This window comes from Stenotrophomonas sp. 1278, assembly GCF_029892765.1.
Classification (GTDB): Bacteria; Pseudomonadota; Gammaproteobacteria; order Xanthomonadales; family Xanthomonadaceae; genus Stenotrophomonas; species Stenotrophomonas indicatrix.
Window position 1 is genome coordinate 16,902 of sequence record NZ_JARXWD010000019.1, and the last position, 23,186, is coordinate 40,087.

At 67.2% G+C, this 23,186-nt stretch carries 24 protein-coding genes; 6 read left to right on the top strand and 18 right to left on the bottom strand.

Translation table 11 applies throughout. From position 1 onward, the window contains the following. The first annotated feature begins 2 nt into the window (after nt 1-2). The 3 genes from apaG to M2299_RS15305 are packed head-to-tail and all read left to right on the top strand — an operon-like array spanning nt 3 to nt 2,056. Entirely contained in the window at nt 3-386 is a 384-nt protein-coding gene (apaG, locus tag M2299_RS15295; RefSeq protein ID WP_025877914.1) for a Co2+/Mg2+ efflux protein ApaG, read from the top strand. A 15-nt stretch (nt 387-401) separates the two neighbouring features. After that, nucleotides 402-1,415 (top strand): symmetrical bis(5'-nucleosyl)-tetraphosphatase, encoded by a 1,014-nt coding sequence (locus tag M2299_RS15300; protein ID WP_280884608.1) that lies wholly within the window; start codon nt 402-404, stop codon nt 1,413-1,415. After that, complete coding sequence (locus tag M2299_RS15305) at nt 1,412-2,056, top strand: DUF1287 domain-containing protein (protein ID WP_280884609.1); 645 nt, start codon at nt 1,412-1,414, stop codon at nt 2,054-2,056. The genes M2299_RS15300 and M2299_RS15305 overlap by 4 nt, the downstream gene beginning before the upstream one ends. Before the next feature lie 48 nt (nt 2,057-2,104). On the opposite strand, the gene M2299_RS15310 is transcribed toward M2299_RS15305, so the two are convergent. From M2299_RS15310 to M2299_RS15355, 10 genes are all read right to left on the bottom strand, one after another. Next, the gene (locus tag M2299_RS15310; protein WP_100435829.1) at nt 2,105-2,596 is read right to left on the bottom strand and encodes a dihydrofolate reductase; all 492 of its coding nucleotides are present in this window, start codon (nt 2,594-2,596) and stop codon (nt 2,105-2,107) included. 12 nt (nt 2,597-2,608) lie between these two features. Continuing rightward, nucleotides 2,609-3,172, bottom strand: coding sequence for a hypothetical protein (locus tag M2299_RS15315; RefSeq protein ID WP_032974939.1), 564 nt, complete (start codon nt 3,170-3,172; stop codon nt 2,609-2,611). Further along, on the bottom strand, nt 3,169-3,963 hold the full coding sequence (locus M2299_RS15320; RefSeq protein ID WP_033830389.1) for a thymidylate synthase: 795 nt from the start codon (nt 3,961-3,963) through the stop codon (nt 3,169-3,171). The genes M2299_RS15315 and M2299_RS15320 overlap by 4 nt, the downstream gene beginning before the upstream one ends. Then, complete coding sequence (gene lgt, locus M2299_RS15325; RefSeq protein ID WP_025877907.1) at nt 3,960-4,847, bottom strand: prolipoprotein diacylglyceryl transferase; 888 nt, start codon at nt 4,845-4,847, stop codon at nt 3,960-3,962. The genes M2299_RS15320 and lgt overlap by 4 nt, the downstream gene beginning before the upstream one ends. 84 nt (nt 4,848-4,931) lie before the next feature. Continuing rightward, nucleotides 4,932-5,426 carry a TPM domain-containing protein gene (locus M2299_RS15330; RefSeq protein ID WP_025877906.1) on the bottom strand — a complete coding sequence of 165 codons (495 nt, stop codon included), beginning with the start codon at nt 5,424-5,426 and terminating at the stop codon, nt 4,932-4,934. Next, entirely contained in the window at nt 5,426-6,310 is an 885-nt protein-coding gene (locus tag M2299_RS15335; protein ID WP_099841933.1) for a TPM domain-containing protein, read from the bottom strand. The genes M2299_RS15330 and M2299_RS15335 overlap by 1 nt, the downstream gene beginning before the upstream one ends. Before the next feature lie 3 nt (nt 6,311-6,313). Continuing rightward, nucleotides 6,314-6,934, bottom strand: coding sequence for a LemA family protein (locus tag M2299_RS15340; protein WP_099841932.1), 621 nt, complete (start codon nt 6,932-6,934; stop codon nt 6,314-6,316). Between the two features lie 662 nt (nt 6,935-7,596). Then, nucleotides 7,597-8,757 carry an MFS transporter gene (locus M2299_RS15345; protein WP_099841931.1) on the bottom strand — a complete coding sequence of 387 codons (1,161 nt, stop codon included), beginning with the start codon at nt 8,755-8,757 and terminating at the stop codon, nt 7,597-7,599. Between the two features lie 275 nt (nt 8,758-9,032). Continuing rightward, nucleotides 9,033-9,782, bottom strand: coding sequence for a TerC family protein (locus M2299_RS15350; protein WP_059066043.1), 750 nt, complete (start codon nt 9,780-9,782; stop codon nt 9,033-9,035). A gap of 33 nt (nt 9,783-9,815) precedes the next feature. Further along, nucleotides 9,816-10,211, bottom strand: coding sequence for a diacylglycerol kinase (locus M2299_RS15355; RefSeq protein ID WP_025877898.1), 396 nt, complete (start codon nt 10,209-10,211; stop codon nt 9,816-9,818). Between the two features lie 235 nt (nt 10,212-10,446). On the opposite strand from M2299_RS15355, the gene M2299_RS15360 reads away from it, so the two are divergent. Next, nucleotides 10,447-11,145, top strand: coding sequence for an SGNH/GDSL hydrolase family protein (locus M2299_RS15360; protein WP_099841930.1), 699 nt, complete (start codon nt 10,447-10,449; stop codon nt 11,143-11,145). 121 nt (nt 11,146-11,266) lie between these two features. On the opposite strand, the gene M2299_RS15365 is transcribed toward M2299_RS15360, so the two are convergent. The 3 genes from M2299_RS15365 to M2299_RS15375 form a co-directional block, all read right to left on the bottom strand. Then, nucleotides 11,267-12,538 carry a HAMP domain-containing sensor histidine kinase gene (locus M2299_RS15365; protein WP_032974932.1) on the bottom strand — a complete coding sequence of 424 codons (1,272 nt, stop codon included), beginning with the start codon at nt 12,536-12,538 and terminating at the stop codon, nt 11,267-11,269. 150 nt (nt 12,539-12,688) lie between these two features. Continuing rightward, on the bottom strand, nt 12,689-13,402 hold the full coding sequence (locus M2299_RS15370; protein ID WP_002811889.1) for a response regulator transcription factor: 714 nt from the start codon (nt 13,400-13,402) through the stop codon (nt 12,689-12,691). 90 nt (nt 13,403-13,492) lie between these two features. Further along, nucleotides 13,493-14,140 (bottom strand): arylesterase, encoded by a 648-nt coding sequence (locus tag M2299_RS15375; protein WP_059066041.1) that lies wholly within the window; start codon nt 14,138-14,140, stop codon nt 13,493-13,495. A gap of 75 nt (nt 14,141-14,215) precedes the next feature. Between M2299_RS15375 and M2299_RS15380 the strand changes: the two genes are divergently transcribed. Continuing rightward, nucleotides 14,216-14,863 carry an ATP-binding cassette domain-containing protein gene (locus M2299_RS15380; RefSeq protein WP_345782465.1) on the top strand — a complete coding sequence of 216 codons (648 nt, stop codon included), beginning with the start codon at nt 14,216-14,218 and terminating at the stop codon, nt 14,861-14,863. Continuing rightward, nucleotides 14,860-17,373, top strand: coding sequence for an FtsX-like permease family protein (locus tag M2299_RS15385; protein ID WP_280884611.1), 2,514 nt, complete (start codon nt 14,860-14,862; stop codon nt 17,371-17,373). The genes M2299_RS15380 and M2299_RS15385 overlap by 4 nt, the downstream gene beginning before the upstream one ends. Before the next feature lie 373 nt (nt 17,374-17,746). Here M2299_RS15385 and M2299_RS15390 read toward each other — a convergent pair whose 3' ends face one another. The 5 genes from M2299_RS15390 to M2299_RS15410 all read right to left on the bottom strand — a co-directional run bounded on the left by M2299_RS15390 (nt 17,747) and on the right by M2299_RS15410 (nt 23,064). Further along, nucleotides 17,747-18,682 (bottom strand): DUF6607 family protein, encoded by a 936-nt coding sequence (locus tag M2299_RS15390; protein WP_280884612.1) that lies wholly within the window; start codon nt 18,680-18,682, stop codon nt 17,747-17,749. Between the two features lie 72 nt (nt 18,683-18,754). Beyond that, a complete protein-coding gene (locus M2299_RS15395; protein WP_099782885.1) occupies nt 18,755-19,357 on the bottom strand; it encodes a Hemin transport protein in 603 nt (200 codons plus the stop codon). A gap of 4 nt (nt 19,358-19,361) precedes the next feature. Next, nucleotides 19,362-21,548, bottom strand: coding sequence for a TonB-dependent hemoglobin/transferrin/lactoferrin family receptor (locus M2299_RS15400; protein ID WP_280884613.1), 2,187 nt, complete (start codon nt 21,546-21,548; stop codon nt 19,362-19,364). Nucleotides 21,549-21,700: 152 nt separating this feature from the next. Further along, nucleotides 21,701-21,895, bottom strand: a complete 195-nt coding sequence (locus M2299_RS15405) for a hemin uptake protein HemP (RefSeq protein ID WP_005412278.1) — start codon at nt 21,893-21,895, stop codon at nt 21,701-21,703. A gap of 197 nt (nt 21,896-22,092) precedes the next feature. Further along, the gene (locus tag M2299_RS15410) at nt 22,093-23,064 is read right to left on the bottom strand and encodes an aldo/keto reductase (protein ID WP_025877856.1); all 972 of its coding nucleotides are present in this window, start codon (nt 23,062-23,064) and stop codon (nt 22,093-22,095) included. Between the last annotated feature and the right edge of the window lie 122 nt (nt 23,065-23,186).

The following is a 23,186-nucleotide window of genomic DNA, read 5'->3' on the forward strand; positions in this document are numbered from 1 at the left end:
GTATGGAAGACGCTGACGTTTATGCCATCTCCGTCGAAGTCGCCCCGCGCTTCCTCGACGACCAATCCGCGCCGGAAGACGGTCGTTATGCGTTCGCCTATACGATCCGCATCCACAACCAGGGCCGCGTTGCCGCGCGCCTGGTCGCACGCCATTGGCGCATCACCGATGCCAATGGCCGCGTCGAGCATGTGGATGGCGATGGCGTGATCGGCGAACAGCCGCGACTGCGTCCGGGTGAAGACTTCCATTACACCTCGGGTGTCATGCTCGGCACCGAGCACGGCACGATGCAGGGCCATTACGACATGGTGGCCGACGACGGCACCGAATTCGCCGCGCCGGTCGCACCCTTCGTGCTGGCCATCCCGCGCACCCTGCACTGACACGGAGGCCGAACGATGAGTGTATGGGCGATCGGCGACCTGCAAGGCTGCTATGACGTAACCCAGCGCCTGCTGGAGAAGATCCGGTTCGATCCGGCGCAGGACACCCTGTGGTTCTGCGGCGACCTGGTCAACCGCGGTGGACAGTCACTGGAAACCCTGCGGCTGGTGCATTCGCTGCGCGAACACAGCGTGGTGGTGCTCGGCAACCACGACCTTTCCCTGCTGGCCGTCGGTGCGCGCACCGAGGAAGAGCAGCGCAAGGTCAACCCGGACCTGCTGCGCATCGTCCAGGCCGAAGACCGCGATGTGCTGCTGGACTGGCTGCGCCTGCAGAAGCTGGTGCACGTGGACCGCGAGCTTGGCTGGATGATGGTGCATGCCGGCCTTGCGCCGAAGTGGACCACGCAGATGGCCGAGAAGCATGCGGCCGAAGTGGAAGTGCAGCTGCACGGCGCCGGCTACCGCAAGCTGTTCCGCAACATGTACGGCGACAAGCCCAGCTGGGCGCCGAACCTGACCGGCTACGAGCGCTCGCGGGCGATCATCAACGTGCTCACGCGCATGCGCTACTGCACCTCGCGCGGCCGCATCGGCATCGAGGACAAGGGCACGCCGGGCACCCAGGAGCAGGGGCTGTATCCCTGGTTCGAAGTGCCGGGCCGGGTCGAACGCGACCTGAAGGTGGTCTGCGGCCACTGGTCCGCGCTCGGCCTGACCATCACCCAGGGCATCCACGCGATCGACACCGGTGCCGTGTGGGGTGGCAAGCTCACCGCGATCCAGCTCGACACCGATGAGCTGCGCGTGGTGCAGGTACCGGGACGCGACGTGCCGGCACCGGTCGCCAACGCGCGGCCGCCCGCGCGACCGGCACACGAGCGCACGGCAGGCAAGGACAACAGCCAGGGCAGCAACGGCAACGCTGCAACGGCTGGCGCCCCGGGCAACCGTGGTCCGCGCCGCCGCCGCCGCCGTGGTGGTGGTGGCGGTGGTGGCAACAACAACGGAACGCCTCCTTCGGCATGACGCCCGGCAACCGCGCACCATGGACGGTGCTGCTGCTGACGCTGGCCCTGGCCAGCGGCTGCCAGCCCTCATCGTCGCCAGCGACTGCCGGCGCCGACGCTACCGCCGCCCCTGCATCAGCGCCTGCACCTTCGCCGCCGCTGGTCGCTGCCGCACGCGCACAGGTCGGCGTCACCACCCGCTACGACCCTGCCTATCAGGTACTGGCCTACCCCGGTGGCGACGTGCCCGCTGATCGCGGCGTATGCACCGACGTGGTGGTCCGCGCCCTGCGTACGCAGGGGCTGGACCTGCAGGTCCGCGTGAATGAAGACATGCGCGCTGATTTCAGGGCCTATCCGCCCCTCTGGGGCCTGTCCCGACCGGATCGGAACATCGACCACCGGCGCGTGCCCAACCTGATGCGCTGGTTCGACCGCCACGGCTGGCAGCAACCGATCAGTGCCCTTCCCAGCGACTTCGCTGCCGGCGACATCGTGGCCTGGAAGCTCAACGGCAACGGCCTGCTGCACGTGGGCATCGTTTCCGACCGGCGCCTGGCCGACGGTACGCCGCTGGTACTGCACAACATCGCGCGCGGTACGCGGGAAGAGAACCTGCTGTTCCAGCACACCATCATCGGCCACTACCGGATGCCGTAAAACGATCCTGTAGAGCCGAGCACGGCCGGGCTCTACAGGACGCCGCGCTCAGCGGCGGACGTAATGCACGAAGCGGAACGCGTAGGCGTGACGCTCATCGGCCGGGTGCGGCTCACTGGCCACCTGCTGCCAGAAGCGCTCATCCACCTCCGGGAAATGGGTATCGGCCGGTACTTCGGCATCCACCCAGGTCAGGTACAGATCACTGGCCTGGTCCAGCAGCTGGCGGAAGATCTCGCCGCCACCAATGATGCACAGCTCGCTGGCGCCCTCGCCCTCTGCAATCGCTTTCGCCTCGTCCAGCGAGGCCACCGCGCGCATGCCCTCGAACGGCACCTGGCCGCTGCGGGTCAGCACCAGGTTCATTCGGCCGGGCAGCACGCGGCCAATCGATTCGGCGGTCCTGCGCCCCATCAGGATCGGCTTGCCCAGGGTCAACGCCTTGAAGTGCCTGAAGTCGTCCGGCAGATGCCAGGGCATGGCGTTGCCCTGGCCGATGCCACGATTGCGATCCAGTGCAACGATCATCGAAAGTTTCATGGTGCGGCCTCCTCAGCCGGCGTCGATCTGCAGGCGTGTACAGGCCTCGTTGGCGGCACTGGCCGCGCGCAGCGCCGCAGCCAGCGCCGGGTTCGACGTGGAATTCTCGTCCAGGCCTTCGAGGATCCTGTCCATCTGCGCGTCCTCGATCTCCTTCAGGCCCGGTCCCGACAGGATGTCCCTGGACAGCGTGGCAACGTCGGTGCTGCCGCTGCGCGCCAGGAATCCCTGCAGATCCTTGCTGGAATAGACCACCGCCAGGCGCTGCTCAAGCTCATGCTGATAGGCGGGTTCTTCGATGCCAGCCTTCAGGTGTTCGGCCATCGCCGCGTACATGCCGGTCACCGCTTCGCGCATCTGTGCCTGGCAGCCGGCCGGCATGTCGCTGGGCAGTGGCGCGCTGCCATCGAGCGTCCGGACGAAGCGCTGCAATTCCCCGCGCATGTGCTTGTGCACGATCTGCTCGTTGACCTGCCGGGCCAATGCGAGGGTGTCTGCAGGCGCCGCCTGCACCAGGCTCAGCGGCGCCAGGCCAGCCAACGCCAGCAGCGCCGCAACGCGTGGGCGCGCGCTCATACCGCCACCGGCGCCTTGATCGCCGGATGCGGATCGTAGCCATCAATGCGGATGTCATCGAACTGGAAGCCGAACAGATCGGTCACCTCCGGGTTCAACCACAGCGTCGGCAGCGCGCGCGGTTCACGCGACAGCTGCTCGCGGGCCTGCTCGAAGTGGTTCGAATACAGGTGCGCGTCGCCCAGCGTGTGCACGAAATCGCCGACGCCCAGGCCGGTGGCCTGCGCCACCATGTGGGTCAGCAGTGCGTAGCTGGCGATGTTGAACGGTACGCCGAGGAAGATGTCGCCACTGCGCTGGTACAGCTGGCAGCTGAGCTTGCCGTCGACCACGTAGAACTGGAACAGGTTGTGGCACGGCATCAACGCCATCTGCGAGAGCTCGCCCACGTTCCAGGCACTGACCACCAGCCGCCGCGAATCCGGATTACGCTTGATCTCGTCCACCAGCCACTGCATCTGGTCGATCTGGCCGCCGTCGGCCGTGGCCCAGCTGCGCCACTGCTTGCCGTACACCGGGCCGAGGTCGCCGTTCTCATCGGCCCACTCGTCCCAGATGCGCACCTGGTTGTCCTTGAGGTAACCGATGTTGGTATCGCCCTTCAGGAACCACAGCAGCTCGTGGATGATCGAGCGCAGGTGCAGCTTCTTGGTGGTGACCAGCGGGAAGCCGTCGTTGAGGTTGAAGCGCATCTGCCAGCCGAACACGCTGCGGGTGCCGGTACCGGTGCGGTCGCTCTTCTCCGCGCCGTGTTCGAGCACGTGCGAGAGCAGGTCCAGGTAGGCCTTCATGCCCTGCCCTCCGCCGTCACCAGCGGCTGCGGCTGCAGCACCGGCGCGCGGCGCGACATCACCAGCAGCACCAGGCCGAAGGCGATCAGCGGCACGCACAGGATCTGGCCCTTGGTCAGCCAGCCGAAGGCCACGTAGACGCCGTTGTCGGGCATGCGCACGAACTCGACGGCGAAGCGGAAGATGCCATACAGCAGCGCGAACAGGCCGCCGATGAGATAGCGATGGCGCGGCTTGGCCGACACCGTCCACAACACCGCGAACATCACCAGCCCTTCCAGCAGCGCTTCATACAGCTGCGACGGATGCCGCGCGAACTGGTTGAGCGCACCGCTGGCGAACTGCGACTGCAGGGTGGCGTGGTCGAGCTGGTTCAACGGTGCCGGCAGGCCGGACGGGAACACCACGCCCCAGCTGCCGTCGGTGTACTTGCCCCACAGCTCGGCGCCGATGAAGTTGCCGATGCGGCCAAAGCCCAGGCCCAGCGGCACCAGTGGCGCCATGAAATCCATGGTGTCGAAGAAGTGCAGCGCATGCTTGCGCGACCACCACCAGCAGGCCGCGATCACGCCGAGCAGGCCACCGTGGAAGCTCATGCCGCCATCCCACACCTTGAACAGCAGCAGTGGGTTGTGCAGGAAATCGCCCAGCGCATAGAACAGCATGTAACCGATGCGCCCGCCCAGCACTACGCCGAGCATGGCGTAGAACAGCAGGTCGGAGAAGCCGTTGGCATCGACGCCCGGCAGGCGCCCGTCGGCGATCCGCTTGCGCCCCAGCAGCCAGGCGGCGGTGAAGCCGAGCAGGTACATGATGCCGTACCAGTGCACCTTGATCGGTCCCAACGAGAGGGCGATGGGGTCGATGTCGTGGAAATAGATCATGAAGGGCGCCTTGCAGGGATGCCGATATTCTAGCGCCGCCCGGGAGCGGCCTCGTCGTGGCCGCCGTCGCCCGATTGCCGGGCTTCAGCCCAGGATCTGCGGCGTGTCCGGCAGGCCGTCCTGATCGGACCGCGCCGAGGCCGGAAAGTGCCCTTCCACCAAGGAGGAAACCTCGTCGATGGCATCGCGCAGCGCTGCCACCGGCTGCGAGCCGCGCAGGCCTTCGCGCAGATGCGTGCAGACCCGCTGCCACTGCTCGGGCGCGACCCGCCCCTGCAGGCCGCGGTCGGCGACGATCTCGATGGCGTGGTCGGCCAGCAGCAGGTAGATCAGCACGCCGTTGTTGTGCGCGGTATCCCAGGTGCGCAGGCGCGCGAAGGCATGCTCGGCCGCCTGCCGCGGGGTGACCTTGTGCCACAGCGCATGCAGTGGCAGATCGGCCTCCACGGCAAACATCACCTGGCCGCCATGGCGCTGCTCGCCCGCGGCGATCGCCTCGGTGATCGCCTGCAGCGTGGCCGGCGGGAACGCCCGCCGTACCGATGGCGAAAACAGATGTCTGCACAGACGTTGGATCATCACCAGCCTCCCGACGCGCCGCCGCCGCCGGAACGGCCACCACCGCCGCCCCAGCCACCGCCACCGCCAAACCCACCCCCGCCGCCGAAGCCGCCGCCGCCCCAGCTACCTCCGCCCCAACCGCCACCGCCGGCGAAGCGCCCCGGATGGCCGGACAACATCGCCACCACCAGGCCAACCACGCCGGCCAGGCCACTGGCCAGCAAGGTGGAAGTGAACAGGAAGGCGGCTACCGCCGCTCCAGCACCACCCAGCAGGCCGCGCAGCGGACGCGGTACCCGCGAGAACACGCCGCGCAGGATGCTGCCGGCGAACACGCCGATGAACAACGCCAGGATCCAGGTATCACCGCCCCCGTCCGGGGCGCGTCCCTGCTGGCTGCTGACCGGCGCCGGCAGGGCTTCGCCGTCGATGATCCTCACCAGCACCGCCGTGGCCTCGGTGATGCCGCCGGCATAGTCATTGGCGCGGAAGCGTGGCACCAGGTATTCCTGGATCACCCGGTTGGCGATCGCGTCGGGAATCGCGCCTTCCAGGCCATAGCCCGGTTCGATGCGCACCCGCCGATCGTCCTTGGCCACCACCAGCAGCACGCCGTCATCCACGCCCTTGCGACCGATCTGCCACTGGTCGAACACCCGGGTGGTGTACTGGGCGATGTCTTCCGGCTGCGTGGTCGGCACCACCAGCACCTGCATCTGGCTGCCCTTGCGCTGCTGCAGGTCCAGCGCCTGCTGCACCAGCGCCTGCTTCTGCGCGGCATCCAGGGTGCCGGTGGTGTCGACCACCGGCGAATCCAGCGCCGGAATCGGCGCCAGCGTCTGCGCCTGCACGGCCAACGGCAGCCACAGCAACAGGGCCAGCAGTGTGGCGGCCAGGCGCATCGGTCAGTGGCCCGGAGCCGGGGCCGGCTGCTGCTGCGGCGCGTTGCCGAAATCAACTGCCGGCGCGTTGGAGATCTGCGCTTCGTTTTCCACGGTGAAGTTCGGCTTGGGCAGGTACCCGAAGATCTTGGCGGTGATCAGCTGCGGGAACGAGCGGATGTAGGTGTTGTAGTCCTGCACCTGCTGGATGTAGCGGCCACGGGCGACGGTGATGCGGTTCTCGGTGCCTTCCAGCTGCGCCTGCAGGTCGCGGAAGTTCTGGTCGGACTTCAGCACCGGGTAGTTCTCGGTAACCACCAGCAGGCGCGACAGCGCACTGCCCAGTTCGCCCTGGGCCTGCTGGAACTGCTTGAGCGAGGCTTCATCGTCGGCGTTGACGTTGATCTGGCCAACGCGCGAACGGGCGTTGGTGACTTCGGTCAGCACGCGTTCTTCCTGGCTGGCGAAACCTTTCACGGTCTGCACCAGGTTGGGCACCAGGTCGGCGCGGCGCTTGTACTGGTTGAGCACTTCGGACCAGCTGGCCTTGACCGCTTCGTCCTTCTGCTGGATGGCGTTGTAGCCGCAGCCGGACAGCAGTGAGGCCAGCAGCAGCAATGGGATGAGGCGGGTCAACAGGCGCATGGCCAAGGCTCCGGGTGGACTGAGCGCCGAGCATGCCATGGTCGGTGTTAACGGACGTGTGGAGAGTGCCGGCCATCGGGCGCCGCCCCCTCCGCGGTGTGGTCCAGCCAGCTCGGGTGGGCCGGGACGGTGGGTTGGCTGGGGGACGCTGCAAGTACGTCCATGTAAGCTCGGTCGCCGCATCCATGCGGCTCACGCCCCCAGCCAACCCACCCTCCCGGCCACGGACGGTTTCCTGCGCACCGCGGGAAGATCAAAAGAAAAAGAAAAAGCGAAAACCGATTCTTCAGACATTCCTGATGCCTGCCATCCACGCATGGCGTGGATCTGTCGACCAAGGTCGAGACCTACCAACAGCAGCACAGAATGCCGTCCCGACAGATCGCGGAAAACTGTCGAAGGCGGGGTGGGTCCGGTTGAGGGGGCGTGAGCGCGATGGGCCCGAGGCATGCCTCGGGCGGGTTGGGCAGGACGCCCAACCCGGGTCTTGCCGTGTGCGCAGGACAGCGCACACGAGCAAGGCGCGACCGAGGCTACATGGACGTATTTACGCCGTCCCCCTCAACCGGACCCACCCCGCCAACCCACGGAATGCAGGCTGTTGCTGTTGCTCTGGATTCTGCGGGTGCAGGGCTGCAAGCCCTGCCGGAACCCCACACCGTTCAACAGGCCTCAGCCACCGGCGCGCGTGCCCGCCCCAGCCACGCCAGCAGCAGCGCCGACGCTGCCAGCAGCCCACCGGCCACCGGAATCGCCGCGTACCCCAGCCCCAGGCTGATCACCGCACCACCCAGCGCCGCGCCCAGTGCATTGCCGAGGTTGAATGCACCGACATTGATCGACGACGCCAGTCCCGGCGCCTCGCTCGCCGCCTGCATCACCCGGATCTGCAGAGGCGGCACGATCGCGAAGGTCGCCGCACCGAACAGCAGTACACCCAGCGCCGCAGTCGCGTGGCTCATGAAGGCCAGCGGCAGCACGAACATCAGTACCGCAAGTACCGCCAGCAGGATCCGGGTGGCGCCGTCCAGCGACCAGTCGGCCATGCGCCCACCAATGCCGTTGCCGAAGGTGAAACCAATGCCGATCAGGGCCAGCGACATTGCGATGAAGGCGTTGGACGCGCCGGTCAACTCGGTCAGCACCGGCGCCACGTAGGTGTAGAGGGTGAACATCGCACCTGCACCCAGCACCGTGGTGGCCATCGCCAGCAGTACCTGCGGCTGCATGATCGATTTCAGTTCACGCCGGACATCCGGGCGCGCGCCCGCGGCCGACGGCGGCAGTGCCATGGCCAACGCGCTGATCGCAACCACACCGAGTACGGCGGTGCCGGCAAAGGCCAGGCGCCAGCCCAGCTGCTGGCCGACCCAGGTCGCCAGCGGCACGCCACCGATGTTGGCGATGGTCAGACCCATGAACATCGTCGCCACCGCCGCGGCCTGCTTCTCCTTCGGCACCAGGCTGGCGGCGACCACCGCGCCGATGCCGAAGAACGCACCGTGATTGAGGCTGGTCACCAGCCGTGACAGCAGCAGCAGGCCGTAGTTCGGGGCCAGCGCCGACAGCAGGTTGCCGACCACGAAGATCGACATCAGCAGCATCAGCGCGGTGCGCTTGCCGAAGCGTCCCATCAGCAGGGTCATCACCGGAGCGCCCAGCATCACGCCCACCGCATAGGCGGTGATCAGCATGCCGGCGGTGGGGATGCTGACCCCCACGCCGTTGGCGATGACCGGCAGCAGGCCCATCGGCGTGAACTCGGTGGTGCCAATGGCGAAGGCGCCGACGGCGAGGGCCAGCAATGCGGCTCTGGAATTCATGGGGATTGCCTGCGTGGGGGCAGGCCCTGTGGAAAATGAGCGCGTAGCCTGCGCGCTTTGCCGGCCGGGAGTAAGCCACTACGCGGGAAAACAGTGTTGATCCGGATTCACAAGTGGAAGGTGCAAGCCGGCATTGCGGGAAGAAGCCCCGCCGCGCATGGTCCGACGCTAGCGGGACGTGCCCACGCTTGGGTAGCGCCGGGCCATGCCCGGCGAGCGCAGCGGCGCCTGGAACGCAGAACCCCCGGCCGGGCCGGGGGTTCTGTCTCGCTTGCTTACCAGTCGCCGGCGCCCGGCACGTGGTGTTCGCGTGCGCGGCGGCGCATCAGCAGGTTCAGCCACTCCACCAGCACCGAGAAGCCCATCGCGGCGTAGATGTAGGGCTTGGGCACGTGCACGTCCAAGCCGTCCAGGATCAGCACCGCGCCGATCAGCAGGATGAAGGCCAGGGCCAGCATCTTCACGGTCGGGTTGGCATCGATGAAGCGGCCCAGCGGGTTGGCCGCCAGCAGCATCACCGCCACCGACAACAGGATCGCCGCCACCATCACCGGCACGTGGTCGGCGATGCCGACGGCGGTGATCACCGAGTCCAGCGAGAACACGATGTCGATGACCGCGATCTGCGCGATCACGTAGCCGAACACGGCCGAGGTCTTGGTGGTGGTCGGGTCCTCGTCCTCGCCACCGGTGATCATCTCCTTGATCTCCATCCAGCCCTTGATGATCAGGAACAGGCCACCGACGATCAACACCAGGTCGCGGATGGAGATGCCCATGCCGGCCACGGTGAACAGGTTCGCCTGCATGTGCGCCAGATACGCCAGCGAGACCAGCAGGCCGATACGGGTGATGCAGGCCACCGCGATGCCGAGGCGGCGCGCGAACGGGCGGCGGTTTTCCGGCAGCTTGCTGACGGCGATGGAGATGAACACCAGGTTGTCGATGCCGAGCACGATTTCCAGCGCGCTCAAGGTGAACAGGGTCAACCAGACATTCGGATCGGCGAGAAACTCAAGGGACATGGGAAGTCTTCAACAAGGGGGGAGGAAGAAGGATCAGCCGACGCTGGCCGGGAACAATCGCGGCACCAGCACCAGGGCCCAGCACAGCAGCACGTTCATCATCAGCACGAACACCGCCGCCGAGCCCATGTCCTTGGCGCGGCCGGCCAGTTCGTGGATTTCCGCGCCATAGCGCTCGATCACCGCCTCGATGGCCGAATTGGCCAGCTCCATCGCCAGCACCAGCAGCATCGAGCCGATCATCAGCGCGCGCTCCACCGGGGTCTGGCCCAGCCAGATCGCCAGCGGGGTCAGCAGCACCAGCAGGTAGACCTCCAGCCGGAACGAGGACTCGTGCAGCCAGGCAGCACGCAGGCCCTGCCAGGACCAGCGGGCGGCCTGGAAGATGCGGCGCGGGCCGCGGGGCATGTGGCCGAACTGATCAGCCACGGGTGATGGATCCAGCAACAGGGGCGCGGCGCAGCGACCGCTCAGACGCACGGCAGGAAATCATGGGTGCACAGGGATAGGCAGACAGCCCCCATTTTGCCACAAGGGCGGCAATGGCACCCCGCACGCCCCGCCGCGAGGCCCTGCGAACGACCCCGCGAACGGCCCAGCGCGGCCAAGCGCGGGGCCAGCCCAGCTTCTATGATGGATACCCCCTGCCCTGCCGGAGTGCCTGATGACCCGTCCCCGCACCTGCCTGATCCTGCTCGGCCTGCTGGCCGCGCCGCTGGCCCAGGCCCTGAGCCCGCCGGCGCCGCCGCAGATCCCTGCGCAGGTCTCCAACGTGGCCTGGGAGGCCGACATCGCCGCCTTCGCCAGCGCCGACCGGACCAACCCGCCGCCGCGTGGTGGCATCGAGTTCATCGGCAGTTCGTCCTTCCGCATGTGGGACAGCCTGGCCAGGGATTTCCCGGGGCAACCGGTGTTCAACCGCGGCTTCGGAGGTTCGGAAGTACGCGACAGCACCTGGTACGCCGGCCAGGCCATCGTGCCGTACGCGCCGTGCAAGGTGTTCTTCTACGCCGGCGACAATGACCTCAACAGCGGCCGCAGCGCGACCCAGGTACGCGATGACGTGGTGGCCTTCGTGCAGCGCGTGCATCGCGACCTGCCGAAGACGAAGGTGGAATACGTCTCCATCAAGCCCAGCCCATCGCGGGCGCACCTGCTGCCGGCGATCAACGACGCCAACGCGAAGATCAAGGCTGCGTTGGCGAAGCTGCCCAACACCGGCTACACCGACATCTACACACCGATGCTCGGGGCCGACGGCCAACCCGATGCGTCGTTGTTCCGCGAGGACATGCTGCACATGACCCCGGCCGGCTATGCGATCTGGACCAAGGCGCTGGCGCCGAAGGTGAAGTGCGATTGAGTCAGCGCACCTGCTCCGGTAGGTGCCAACCTTGGTTGGCGTGAATGCGTCCACCTGCATCCCAGTGAAAGCGCCGACCAAGGTCGGCATCTACCAAGCGCGTGCCACCACCGGCTGCGCGTTACCGGAAAATCACCGTCGCCTCGGTGCCCTTGCCCAGCTCGCTGGCCAGGCTGACCTTCCAGCCGAAGCGGTCACACAGGCGGCGCACGATCGACAGCCCCAGGCCGGTGCCCTGCGGTCGGCTGGGATCGGCACGATAGAACGGCTCGAACGCACGCGACAGCGCGTCAGCGGACATGCCGATGCCGGTATCGCTCACCACCACCCGGTCGTTGTGCACGTGCACGTCGATGCGGCCTTCATCGGTGTAGCTGCAGGCGTTGCGCACCAGGTTGCTGACCACCACCTGCAGCACCCGCGGCGGTGCGTGCAGCTGCACGGCCGCGTCACTGTGCAGGTGCACCGCCAGCGGCCGTCCCACCAGCAGCTCGTTGGCGTTGTCCACTTCGTAACGGACGATGTCGTTGACGTCGAACAGTTCCACCTGCGGCTCGACGTCGGCCTCACGGGCCAGGATCAGGAAGGCATCGATCACCGCTTCCATGTCCCGCCCGGCACGCTGGATGCGCTGCAGGCTGCGGCGCAGGCGCGGCTCCAGGCTTTCATCGCCCAGCGCCATGTCGCTGGCCACGCGGATGACGGTCAGCGGCGTGCGCAGTTCATGGCTGGCGTCACGGGTGAAGTTGCGCTCGCGCGCCACGTGCGCGGTGACCCGGTTGGCCAGCGAATGCAGCGCCGCCGCCAGCTGCCGGGTCTCGCCCTGCATGTCCGCCGGCAGCTTGTTCGGCTCCAGGTCGGCCGCTTCCGGATGGCCCGGATCCCAGCGCGAGACACGGCGCGCCAGCCAGTTCACCGGCGATACCAGGCGTTTGGAGGCACGGTAGGTGATCCAGGAGGCGCCATATACCGCCAGCAGGGTCAGCAGCACCGGCACGATGCCGAACCAGAACGCCAGCATCTCCGCGCGCGAGCGCAGGAACACCAGGTACAGGCGCCCCTCTTCGCGGGCGTCGACCAGCACCAGCTGATCGTCGTCGGGCAGTTCGTGGAAACCCGGTTCCAACGTGCGCAGGTTGGCCGGCAGTGACAGGCTGGACTGCCCGCGTTCCAGCAGGTAGCCACGGATGTTCTGGGTATTGGGCGGCGGCTGCACGGGCGAGGCCTCGTGCAGTGTCCAGTAGTACGCCGCTTCTTCGCGCAGGGCAGCGCCCACCAGGCTGTGCTTGATCACCAGCGAAACCAGCCACGCACCCAGCAGGATACCCAGGCTGGCCAGCACGGCTTGCAGGATGAAAGCGATACGGATCTTGCGCGGCAGGCCGTGCGGCATTGCGGTGTCCCGGTCAGAGCGCTGCGATTATAGGCAGCGCGCTGTGCCGTGATCGTGCATGGACGATGACGATCCGGTATCCGGAACGTTCACCCCTTCCCTGCCGACCACGGCCGTGCCGGTTCTGCTGCAACACCGGCACGACGTCGATCAGGCCATCGGCTGGGCGATATCGGCGATGCGATAGCCCGCGCTCTGCACGGTGTGCAGCAGCGGCCGATCGAACGGCTTGTCGATGATCTTGCGCAGGTTGTACAGATGGCTGCGCAACGTGTCCGAATCAGGCAGGCCGTTGCCCCAGATCTCGCGCTCGATTTCCTGGCGGGTGACCACACGCGGCGATTCACGCATCAGGATGGTCAGCAGGCGCAGGCCGATCGGCGACAGCTGCAGCTCGGTGCCGGCACGGGTGGCACGCATGCTGACCGGATCGAGCACCAGGTCGGCGACCTTGAGCACTTCCGAACCCACCTGGCGACGTTCGCGGCGGATCAGCGCGCGCAGGCGGGCCTCCAGTTCCTGGATCGCGAACGGCTTGGTCAGGTAATCGTCGGCACCAAAGCCAAGCCCGGTGAGCTTGTCATCCAGCGTGTCGCGCGCGGTCAGCATCAGCACCGGGGTCGACTTGCGCGCATCGTTGCGCAGCCGGCGGCACACTTCGATGCCATCCAGCCGCGGCAGCATCAGGTCCAGCACGACGACGTCGTAGCTGTTCTCGGCAGCCAGACGGTAGCCGTCCAGGCCATCCTGCGCATAGTCGACCTCGAAGCCACGGCCTTCCAGGTATTCACCGATCATCTCGGAGATATTGCGGTTGTCTTCGACCACCAGCACCAAGCCGGAAGTCTCCTTCGTCTGACGCATGAGAATCCCTCTTTCTTCAGCTTTGTGAAACATGCCCGATCGACGGTGCACGCGATGTGAAGTTGCGTCAATGAAAAGAAGATGGCGTGCTCACAGCAGCGGTTTCAGCAGCGGCCAGACGTTGTCCAGCACCTTCGGCTGCGCTTGGGCGGTGGGATGCAGGCCGTCGGCCTGCATCAAGCCGGGCTGCAGGGCCACGCCTTCCAGCAGGAACGGCAGCAACGGCACCTTGTACTGCGTGGCAAGTGCCCGGTACGCCGCAGCCAGGCGCTGGCGGTAGCCTGGCCCATAATTGGGCGGCACATCGATGCCCAGCAGCAGCACCTTGGCACCGGCCTTCTGGCTGGCCTGCACCATCTTCTCCAGGTTGCCCTGCACCTGCGCCGGGGTCAGCCCGCGCAGCGCATCGTTGCCACCAAGGGCGATCACCACCACCGTGGGCTTCTCCCGGCCAAGAAGGCCCGGCAGGCGGGTCAGCGCGCCAGCGGTGGTTTCCCCGCTCATGCTGGCGTTGACGATGCGCGGCGGGGTTTTCGACTGCTGCCTGACCCGCTGCTGCAGCAGGCTGACCCAGCCGGCATCGGCCGGGATATTGTGGGCGGCACTGAGGCTGTCACCGAGCACCAGCACGGTACCGCCGCCCGGACCTTTGGCACACGCCAGTGCCGGCAACAGCAGCAACCCTAGCAGCAGCATCATCATTGCGCCGGCTTGCCGGCTCCATTCCGTCTTGTGCATTGGAGTCTCCTCATCGACAGCCTGTCCCCCCGCAGCGCGCCCGTCGCCATCGCCGTCGACCAGGTCGGCAAATCCGTGCATGGCCCGGAGGGTGAAGTCCACATACTGGACAACATCACCCTGACCGTCCATGAAGGCACCAGCGTAGCCATCGTCGGCGCCTCCGGTTCCGGCAAGACCACCCTGCTCGGCCTGCTGGCCGGGCTGGACCTGCCCAGCCGTGGCCGCATCGCGCTGGCGGGCCAGGATCTGACGGCACTGGACGAAGAAGCGCGTGCACAACTGCGCGCGCGCGACGTCGGCTTCGTCTTCCAGAGCTTCCATCTGCTGCCGGCGCTGACGGCGGCCGAGAACATCGCGCTGCCGCTGGAACTGGCCGGGCGCGAGGACCGCACGCGGGTGGACGAGGTGCTGGCTGCGGTCGGACTCTCGCATCGGGCCCGCCACTACCCGCGGCAGTTGTCCGGCGGTGAGCAGCAGCGTGTCGCCCTTGCCCGGGCATTCGTCAGCCGCCCACGCATCCTGTTCGCCGACGAACCCACCGGTTCACTGGACCAGGCCACCGGCCAGCACATCAGCGATCTGCTGTTCGAACTCAATGCCGGCAGCGGTACCACGCTGGTGCTGGTCACCCACGACCTGCGCCTGGCACAGCGCTGCCAGCACATCCATCGCATCGACAACGGCCGCCTGCAGCCGGTGGAACATGGAGTGGACGCATGAACCTGCTGCGGCATGCGTGGCGCGCGCTGCGCCGCGAGGCCCTGGCAGGTGACCTGCTGACCGTGTTCGCCGCCCTGGTATTGGGCGTGGCGGTGATGACGGCGGTGGGCACGCTGGTGAACCGGGTCAACCTGGCATTGACCGGCAGCGCGGCGGAAATGCTCGGCGGCGACCTCGGTGTTGCCGGCCGCGATGACCCGCCCGCCGCGTTCGTTGAGGAGGCGCAGCGACGCGGCCTGGCGCATACGCGGCTGGCCAGCTTCGGCAGCGTGCTGTTCCAGGGCGATGCCAGCCAGATGGCCAGCATCAAGGCCGTGGAAGCGGGCTACCCCCTGCGCGGCGCGCTGCGCGTGCGTGCCACGCCCGGCGGCGCGCTGATCGCCGATGCCGGAATGCCGGCCAAGGGCCAGGCCTATGCCGACCCACGCCTGCTGCAGGCACTGGGCCTGAAGGCCGGCGACGATCTGGAATTCGGTGCGGGCACGCTGCGCATCGCCGGCATCATCGAATCGGAACCGGATGCCGGTGGCGACCTGCTGACGCTGTCGCCGACCCTGCTGGTCAACCGCGCCGATGTGGAAGGCACCGGCCTGCTCGGCCCCGGCAGCCGCATCAACTACCGGGTGATGTTCGCCGGCCCTGCCGCCGACATCGCGTCATTCCGGCAATGGCTGCTGCCGCAGGTAAAAGGCATGCGCCTGCTCAGCGTGAACGATACCCAGCGCGGTGTGCGCCAGGCCTTCGACCTAGCCGGTCGTTTCCTCGGCCTGAGCGCGCTGCTGGCGGTGCTGCTGGCCGGCGTTGCCACCGCACTGGCGGCCAACCGGTTCGCGCTGCGTCGCATCGACCAGGTGGCGATCCTGCGCTGCCTGGGTGCACGCCAGCGCGACATCCTGGCCGGCCTGGCCCTGCAGCTGCTGATGCTGGCGGTGCCGGCGTGTGCGATCGGCATCGGCCTGGGCATGGCGGCACAGGAAGGACTGGTGCAGGTACTGGGCAGCCTGGTGCCGCAACGCCTGCCGCTGCCCGAAGCCATGCCTGCGCTGACCGGCGCGGGAATCGGCCTGTTGCTGCTGTTCGGCTTCGGACTGCCACCGCTGCTGCGCCTGCGTGGCGTGCCGCCGATGCGCGTGCTCAACCGTTCGTTCGCTGCCTTGCCGCCGGCCTCGCTGCTGGCCTATGTGGCTGCGCTGGCGGCCAGCCTGGTACTGGCGGTGCAGGTCACCGGCGATCTGAAACTGGCGCTGTGGGTGCTGGGTGGCCTGGCCGGGCTGGCGGTGGCCGCGGGCGTGGTCGGGTTCCTGCTGCTGCAGCTGCTGCGTGGCCTGCAGCACCGCCTGCACGGCAACTGGCGGTTGGGCCTGGCAGCGCTGACGCGACGGCGGATGCTGGCGGTGATGCAGCTGGTGGGGCTGTCACTGTCGCTGTGCGCCCTGCTGTTGCTGGCGGTGATCGGCCCCGGCCTGCTGCAGCAGTGGCGCGAGCGCCTGCCTGCGGACACGCCCAATTATTTCCTGATCAACATCCAGCCCGAGCAGCGCGACAGCGTGCTGGCTGCACTGCAGGGCCTGGGTGCGCACGATGCGAGCATCGAACCGATGGCCACCGGCCGCCTGATCGCGATCAACGGCAAGCCGCCGCTGCGAGTGGATCGCACGCCGGCCGACGACAATCAGCCGCAGGGTGAAGGACAGCGCGACGACGATGACGAGAACCGGCCGCTGAACTTCAGTTGGCGCAGCACGTTCCCGCCGGCCAATACGCTGGTCAACGGCACGTTCTGGAAGCCGGACAGCACCGCCGCGGAGGCATCCGTGGAGATCGGCTGGGCCAAGCGCTACGGCGTGTATCCCGGTGACCGCATCACCATTGCGGTGGGCGAGCAGCAGCGCGAGTTCAGCGTCACCAGCGTGCGCAAGGCCGACTGGAATACCTTCCGCCCGAACTTCTTCGTGCTGCTGAACCCGAACGCGGTGGGCGATACGCCGCATAACCTGTTGTCGGCGTTCCATCTCCCGGCTGGCCGATCGGCGGGACTGGGTTCCCTGGTGCGTGCGCAGCCCAACCTCTCGCTGCTGGACGTGGATGCGGTGATCTCGCAGGTACGCGATGTGATGGAACGGGTGGCGCAGGCGGTGCAGCTGGTGATGGTGTTCAGCCTGCTGGCCGGCGTGCTGGTGCTGCTGGCGGCGCTGCAGGCAACGGCGGGCGAGCGACGCTATGACAGCGCGGTGCTGCGCACGCTGGGTGCGACGCGGCGCCAGCTGCGTGGCGCGGTGCTGGTGGAATTCGGTGCGCTGGGCGCGCTGGCGGCGCTGCTGGCGGTGGGCGCGGCAGCGGTGATCGGCGTAGCGGTGTCGCAGAAGGTGTTCGAACTGCCGCTGCTGCCGCCGTGGCCGGGCCTGCTGCTGGGTGGCCTGCTCGGCATCGCGCTGAGCCTGCTGGCCGGCTGGCTGGGGACCCGGCGGATCCTGCACACGCCACCGGCATTGGCGCTGCGCGAGGCCTGACGCTGTTCTGTGGCAAAGGCATCCACGCATGGCGTGGATCTACCAGCGAGCCGAGTAGATCCACGCCATGCAAGCAGGTAGATCCACGCCACGCGTGGATGCAGTGCCGATGGTCCCAGTAGATCCACGCCATGCGTGGATGCAGTGCCGATGGTCCCAGTAGATCCACGCCACGCGTGGATGCATTGCCGATGATCCCGGTAGATCCATGCCGCGCAAGCCAGTAGATCCACGCCATGCGTGGATGCCGGGTGCAATCGCCGCCGGAGAGCGTGCCGAGCAAGCTCGGCACCCACCAGAGCAGCGCACGTCCGGTAGATCCACGCCATGCGTGGATGCCGTGCAGTGCGCATCCGGCACCGCAGCGCGCCGATCAACCTTCCTTCGGGGCCTTTTCCACGTACTTGGCAAAGACTTCGTCGATCTGCGCGTCCTTCACCTTCTTGCCGGCCTGCACGTCCTCGGCCTGGGTGAACAACGGGATGATCATCGCCATGCCGTCGAGCTTGGTCTTCAGGTGCACGCCCGGGGCCTGGGTCAGGTAGCCGTCCCAGCGCTGGCGCACCTTGCTCCAGTAGCCGGCGGTGGCCTTCCAGTAATCGCGCGCCGGGGTGAAGTCGACCTCGGTGGTCCTGATGTAGTCGTTGAAGCCGAATTCGCGGGCGATTTCCACCTGGCTGCCATCCGCGTTGCGCTGCACCTTGGTGTTGAACTGCTCGTGGGTCCAGCCGTTCGAGGTCAGGGTGTGGCGGTTGACCACGGCCAGCGCGTTGTAATCGCTGCGCTTGGTGTACTCGCGGCGTGGCAGCGGCCGCCAGCTGATATCGCTGGTCCAGGTCGGCACGTTGTTGAGGTAGGTCCACGTGCCGGTGCCGCAGTAGCGCGGCGCATCGCTGACTTCGTACACGCACTGGGTCCAGGCGCCCTGGTTGGTTGCAGCCGCGATCGTGCGCACCTGCCAGGTCTGGTCGGCGCTGAACTCGAAGCGGTTCGGCGCTTCATACACCCAGTCCTGCCGCCAGTGCTTGGTCACGTGGCCGCTCTTCTCGTCCAGCAGCAGGTGCTGCAGCACGATGCGCTTCGGCGTGTCCTCGACCACGATCACCACTTCGTTGCCACCGCTGCGCATGGCCGGCGCGCGCTCGTAGCCCGGCTTCAGCAGCACGGTCTCATCGAAGGCGAAATCCACCGTGTACTCACCCTGCATGGCGAGGATGCTGTCATGGTCGCGGGCGATGTCGGAGGGCTGCGCGCTGGCGGCGCCACTGGCGGCGAGCAGCACCATCACGCTGGCTGTCTGGAACTTCATCGGGTCTTCCTTCGGGGTTGCAGGTTTCGTGGAAAGGCCATCCTGGCCGGCAGGCAATCCATCGCAATCAGGTCACAGCCGTACCAGCGGCAGGTCGCCGGGAGCGCGCGCGGCAGGGCGGCGTGCGGCGTCGGCGCAGCAGCAGTCGTCGATCGCCAGTTCGCCTTCGGCGCCTTCCATGCGTGCGATGCGGCGCGCGGTGGCGGCACCGAGCGACGACAGCGTGGACAGGCTGGCGGCCAGGGTCCGGCCCTCGTCGGCGGCGTGCAGGCGCAGCGTGCACAGACGCCAGCGTTGTCCGCCCAGATGCCCGGCCAGGCGCCGCCACAGGCGTTCACCGACGCTGCCATCACTATCGTGCGAAGGCCCCGGCGGCAGCGTCGCCACCAGCCGGTCCCACGCCAGGAAATCGCTGTCCGGCAACAGGTACAGGCGCCACACGCAACGGCCACGTGCATCGAGGAAGCACAGGCTTTCGCGCAGGCCCTCGCTGTCCACGCCCTGGCAGGCATGCACCGATACCGCCTGGCGCCAACCGCCCAGCTCGTTGCCATCGGCGTGATACAGGCACAACACGGTGCCGAGCGCTGCCAGCTGTGCCGGCGCAGGCCAGGCCCGCAGCGACGAACGCGACAGGGAGGACGGCAGGCGACGCGCGGACAGGGCTCGGCTCATGGGATCACCAGGACACGGCAAGGCTGGCCGACAGGGTGCGGCCGGGGCTGGTATAGCGGTCCAGAACGGTACTTGTGGCCGACAGGGTCGAGCCGACGTTGGACCAGTCGATGTAACGCTTGTCACCCAGGTTGAAGACACCGACGTTGAAGGTGGCGCCCGGGGCGAAGTTCCAGTGCGCCATCAGGTCGGCCACGCCATAGCCCGCCGGGCGATAGGTGGTGGTGCTGGCCAGCCGGTCCTTGCGCTTGACGAAGGTGCCTGCCAGTTCAACTCCCCAGGTATCGGTGTCGTACATCAGGCCGACGGTGCCCCGCAGCGGATCGACCGAATCCAACGGCGTGTCTTCGGTCTTGTTGTCGCCGCGCGACCACGCCACCGCACTGCGCAGCGCCCAGCCCTGCAGTGCGGGACGGATCTGGCCGAAGTCGACGCCGGCCTTCAGTTCGGCGCCGTAGATGCGTGCGTCGGCGATGTTGCGCGACTGGAACACCATCAGGCCCTGCGGGTTGGTACCCACCAGCGTCTGCGACTCGATGAAGTCCTTGTAGTCGTTGTAGTAGCCGCTCACGCTCACGTACGCCGCCGGCGACAGGAAGCGCAGGCCCAGCTCAACGCCGTCGCTGGTTTCCGGCTTCAGGTCCGGATTGGGAATGGCGGTGTAGCCGAAAGCGAAATTGGTGAAGCCGAGGTTGACGTCGTTGTACGGCGGCGAGCGGAAACCACGCGAGTAACCGGCAAACAGCGACCACTCGTCGGTGAAGCGATAGACCAGGCCGAACTTCGGCGACACGCTGGTCTTCTTCAGCTCCGACACGGCGACGCCGGGGTTGTCCTCGGCGAAGATGCTGTCCACGTCCGGCTTCAGTTCGTAGCGGTCCACGCGCACGCCCGGCACCAACGACAGCCTGCCATCGGCCAGGCGCATTTCATCCTGCGCGTACAGGCCCAGCTCGGTGGTCTTGCTGATCGGGAAATCGCGCACGGGGAACGCGTCGGGCAGGATCGTCGTGCTGACCACGCCACGATTGCTGACCTGGTAGCCATCGCGCTTCTGGCGGATCTCGGTGCGGGCGCCATCGAAGCCATAGGTCAGCGCGTGTTCGACGCTGCCGGTGCTGAAGGCCTTGTTGAACACCGCCTGCAGGCCATAGACGCGCTGGTCGAAACTGAACTGGCGATGGCGGCGACTGCCGTTGGCGCGCGCCTCATCGGTGCGCTGCGTGGTTTCGCTGTCCTGCGTGTAGACCTGCCAGTGCAGGCTGTCGGCGAAGCCCTTGTCCAGCGCATCCATCTCGTGGGCGAAGGACACGCGGGTGCGGTTCTGCTTGTCGCGCGCCTTCATGCCGGTGGTGGTGGTGCGGTCGATCGAGGACAGCACGTCGGTATCGGTGTTGTCTTCGTTGCCTTCCACGGTCAGGCGGAAACGCTGGTCTTCGCTGGGCGCATAGACCAGCTTGGCCAGGCCGCTGCGACCATCGCGGTCCTGCGGGTTGGCCGCGGTGCGCGTGTTGTCGTTGCTGCGCACATCGCCCTTGTTGTCGGTTTCCTGGCCCTGGCGGTGGTTGATGTTGACCATGCCGCTCCAGTGTTCGCCACCGAAGGCGCTGGTGACGCCGCCGAGCAGGCCCTTCCACTCGCCGTCGTAGCCGAATTTCAGGCCGACGTAGCTGTCCTTGCCATCCTTGAGGTAATCAGCCGGATCCTTGGTGACGAAGGCAACCACGCCGCCAAGTGCGTCCGAGCCGTACAGCGAACTCGCCGGCCCGCGCACGATCTCCACGCGCTTGAGCGTATCCAGGTCGGTGAAGTTGCGGTTGGCGTTGGAGAACGAACCGATGTTGAAGCTGGTCGGCATGGCGATGCCATCGGTCTGGATGCGTACGCGATTGCCATCCAGGCCGCGGATGCGGATGCTGCCGAGGCCGAAACGGGTGGCACTGCGGCTGACCGACAGGCCCGGCTCGTAGCGGACCAGATCCTTGATGTCCTGCACCAGCTGCCGGTCCATCTGCTCGCGGTCGATCACATCGACGGTGGCGGCGACATCGCTGACCGCACGTTCGGTACGGGTGGCGGTGACCTGCACGCGATCGAATTCGCGCGCGTCGGGCGCGGCATCGGCAGCAGCGTGGGCGGACAGCGGCAGAGCCATCCACAGGGCAATGGAAAGGGCAGTCGGGCGGGTCATCGGCATCGTTCGGTCAGGCAGGGGAACCCCCGGCCACCGCCACGCCAGACAGGCATGAACGGTAGACCGAGGGGGAGAGAGCAGGAGCGGACGGGTCGCCCACCCTGCCGGCGCTGCCGACAGGAGGGAGGGAGGCGGGCGACCAGACCGCGTTACTTGGTCAGGATCAGCTTGTCGTTGCTGGTATGACGCAGACGGTAGAAACGGTCACCGTGCTGGATCAGGATTTCACGACGGCCCTTGAGCAGGGCTTCGCTGTCGATGACCTCTTCCGGCGGCACGACACGCACCGGGCGGTCGCGGAGGGTCAGCGTTTCGGGGCGCAGCAGTACAGGTTGAGCATTCATGAGCATCTGGACTCGTGCGAGGGACGAGTTAAATGATAATGATTCTCAGTTGACAATCAACAACCATTCTCAACTTCATTGATGGAATTAATGATCGAAATCTCAAATTCGATAGCTACCATCTATTGGAATGGGCCCGACTGGGCGCGGGAGGGCCGACCGAGCGTGGGTTCGGCCCTGCCACCTGTCCCCGTTCCTCAGGCGAATACGGCTTCCACCTGCGCCCAGCCGGCGTCGTCCACCTGCGCCAGCACGTCCAGCGCCTGCAGGTTCTGCAGCAGCTGGCTGACCCGGCTGGCGCCGAGGATCACGCTGGAGACGTTGGGATTGCGCAGGCACCAGGCGATGGCCAGGCTGGCCGGGGCGTGACCCAGCTCGCGGGCCACCGCACTGAAGCGGCGCACCCGGGCCAAACGCTCATCGGCGTTGTCGCCCAGCACCAGGTCCTGCAGCCAGCCCATGCCTTCGCGGCCCAGGCGCGCATCGGCCGGGACGCCATCGTCGTACTTGCCGCTCAGCAGGCCCGAGGCCAGCGGCGAGAAGATCGTGGTGCCCAGTCCGGCGGTGGCATACAGCGGCGCGTACTCCACTTCCACCCGCTGACGGTGCAGCAGGTTGTACTGCGGCTGCTCCATCGACGGCGCCTGCAGGTTGTGGCGCGCGGCGATGTCCACCGCCTCCTGGATCTGGTTGGCCGACCATTCCGACGTGCCCCAGTACAGCACCTTGCCCTGCCGGACCAGGGTGTCCATGGCATGCACCGTCTCAGCGATCGGCGCGTCCGGATCCGGACGATGACAGTAATAAAGGTCCAGGTAGTCCACCCGCAGGCGCTTGAGCGCAGCATGGCAGGCGTCGGTCACATGCTTGCGCGACAGGCCGCGCTGGGTGGGCCGGGGGTCCTTGGCACTGCCGAAGAACACCTTGCTGGACACACAGAAGCCATCGCGCGGCAGGCGCAGGTCGGCCATCACATCGCCCATCACCTGCTCGGCGCGGCCGTTGGCATAGCCCTCGGCGTTGTCGAAGAAGTTGATGCCATGGTCCCAGGCCGCCGCCACCAGGTTGCGCGCCTCGTCGCGCGGCACCTGGTCGCCGAAGGTCACCCAGGCGCCGAAGGACAGGGCGGACATCGGCAGGCCGGTGGAGCCAAGGCGACGGTAGAGCATGCGATTCTCCTGCTGCGGGCCCGCATACGGGCCAGGATCAAGCCATCATTCTACCTGTCCCGGCAGGCGCAACCCCTTGCTGTTGCTGGCCTGATCGGAGCCGATGGCCGCGCGCAGACGGC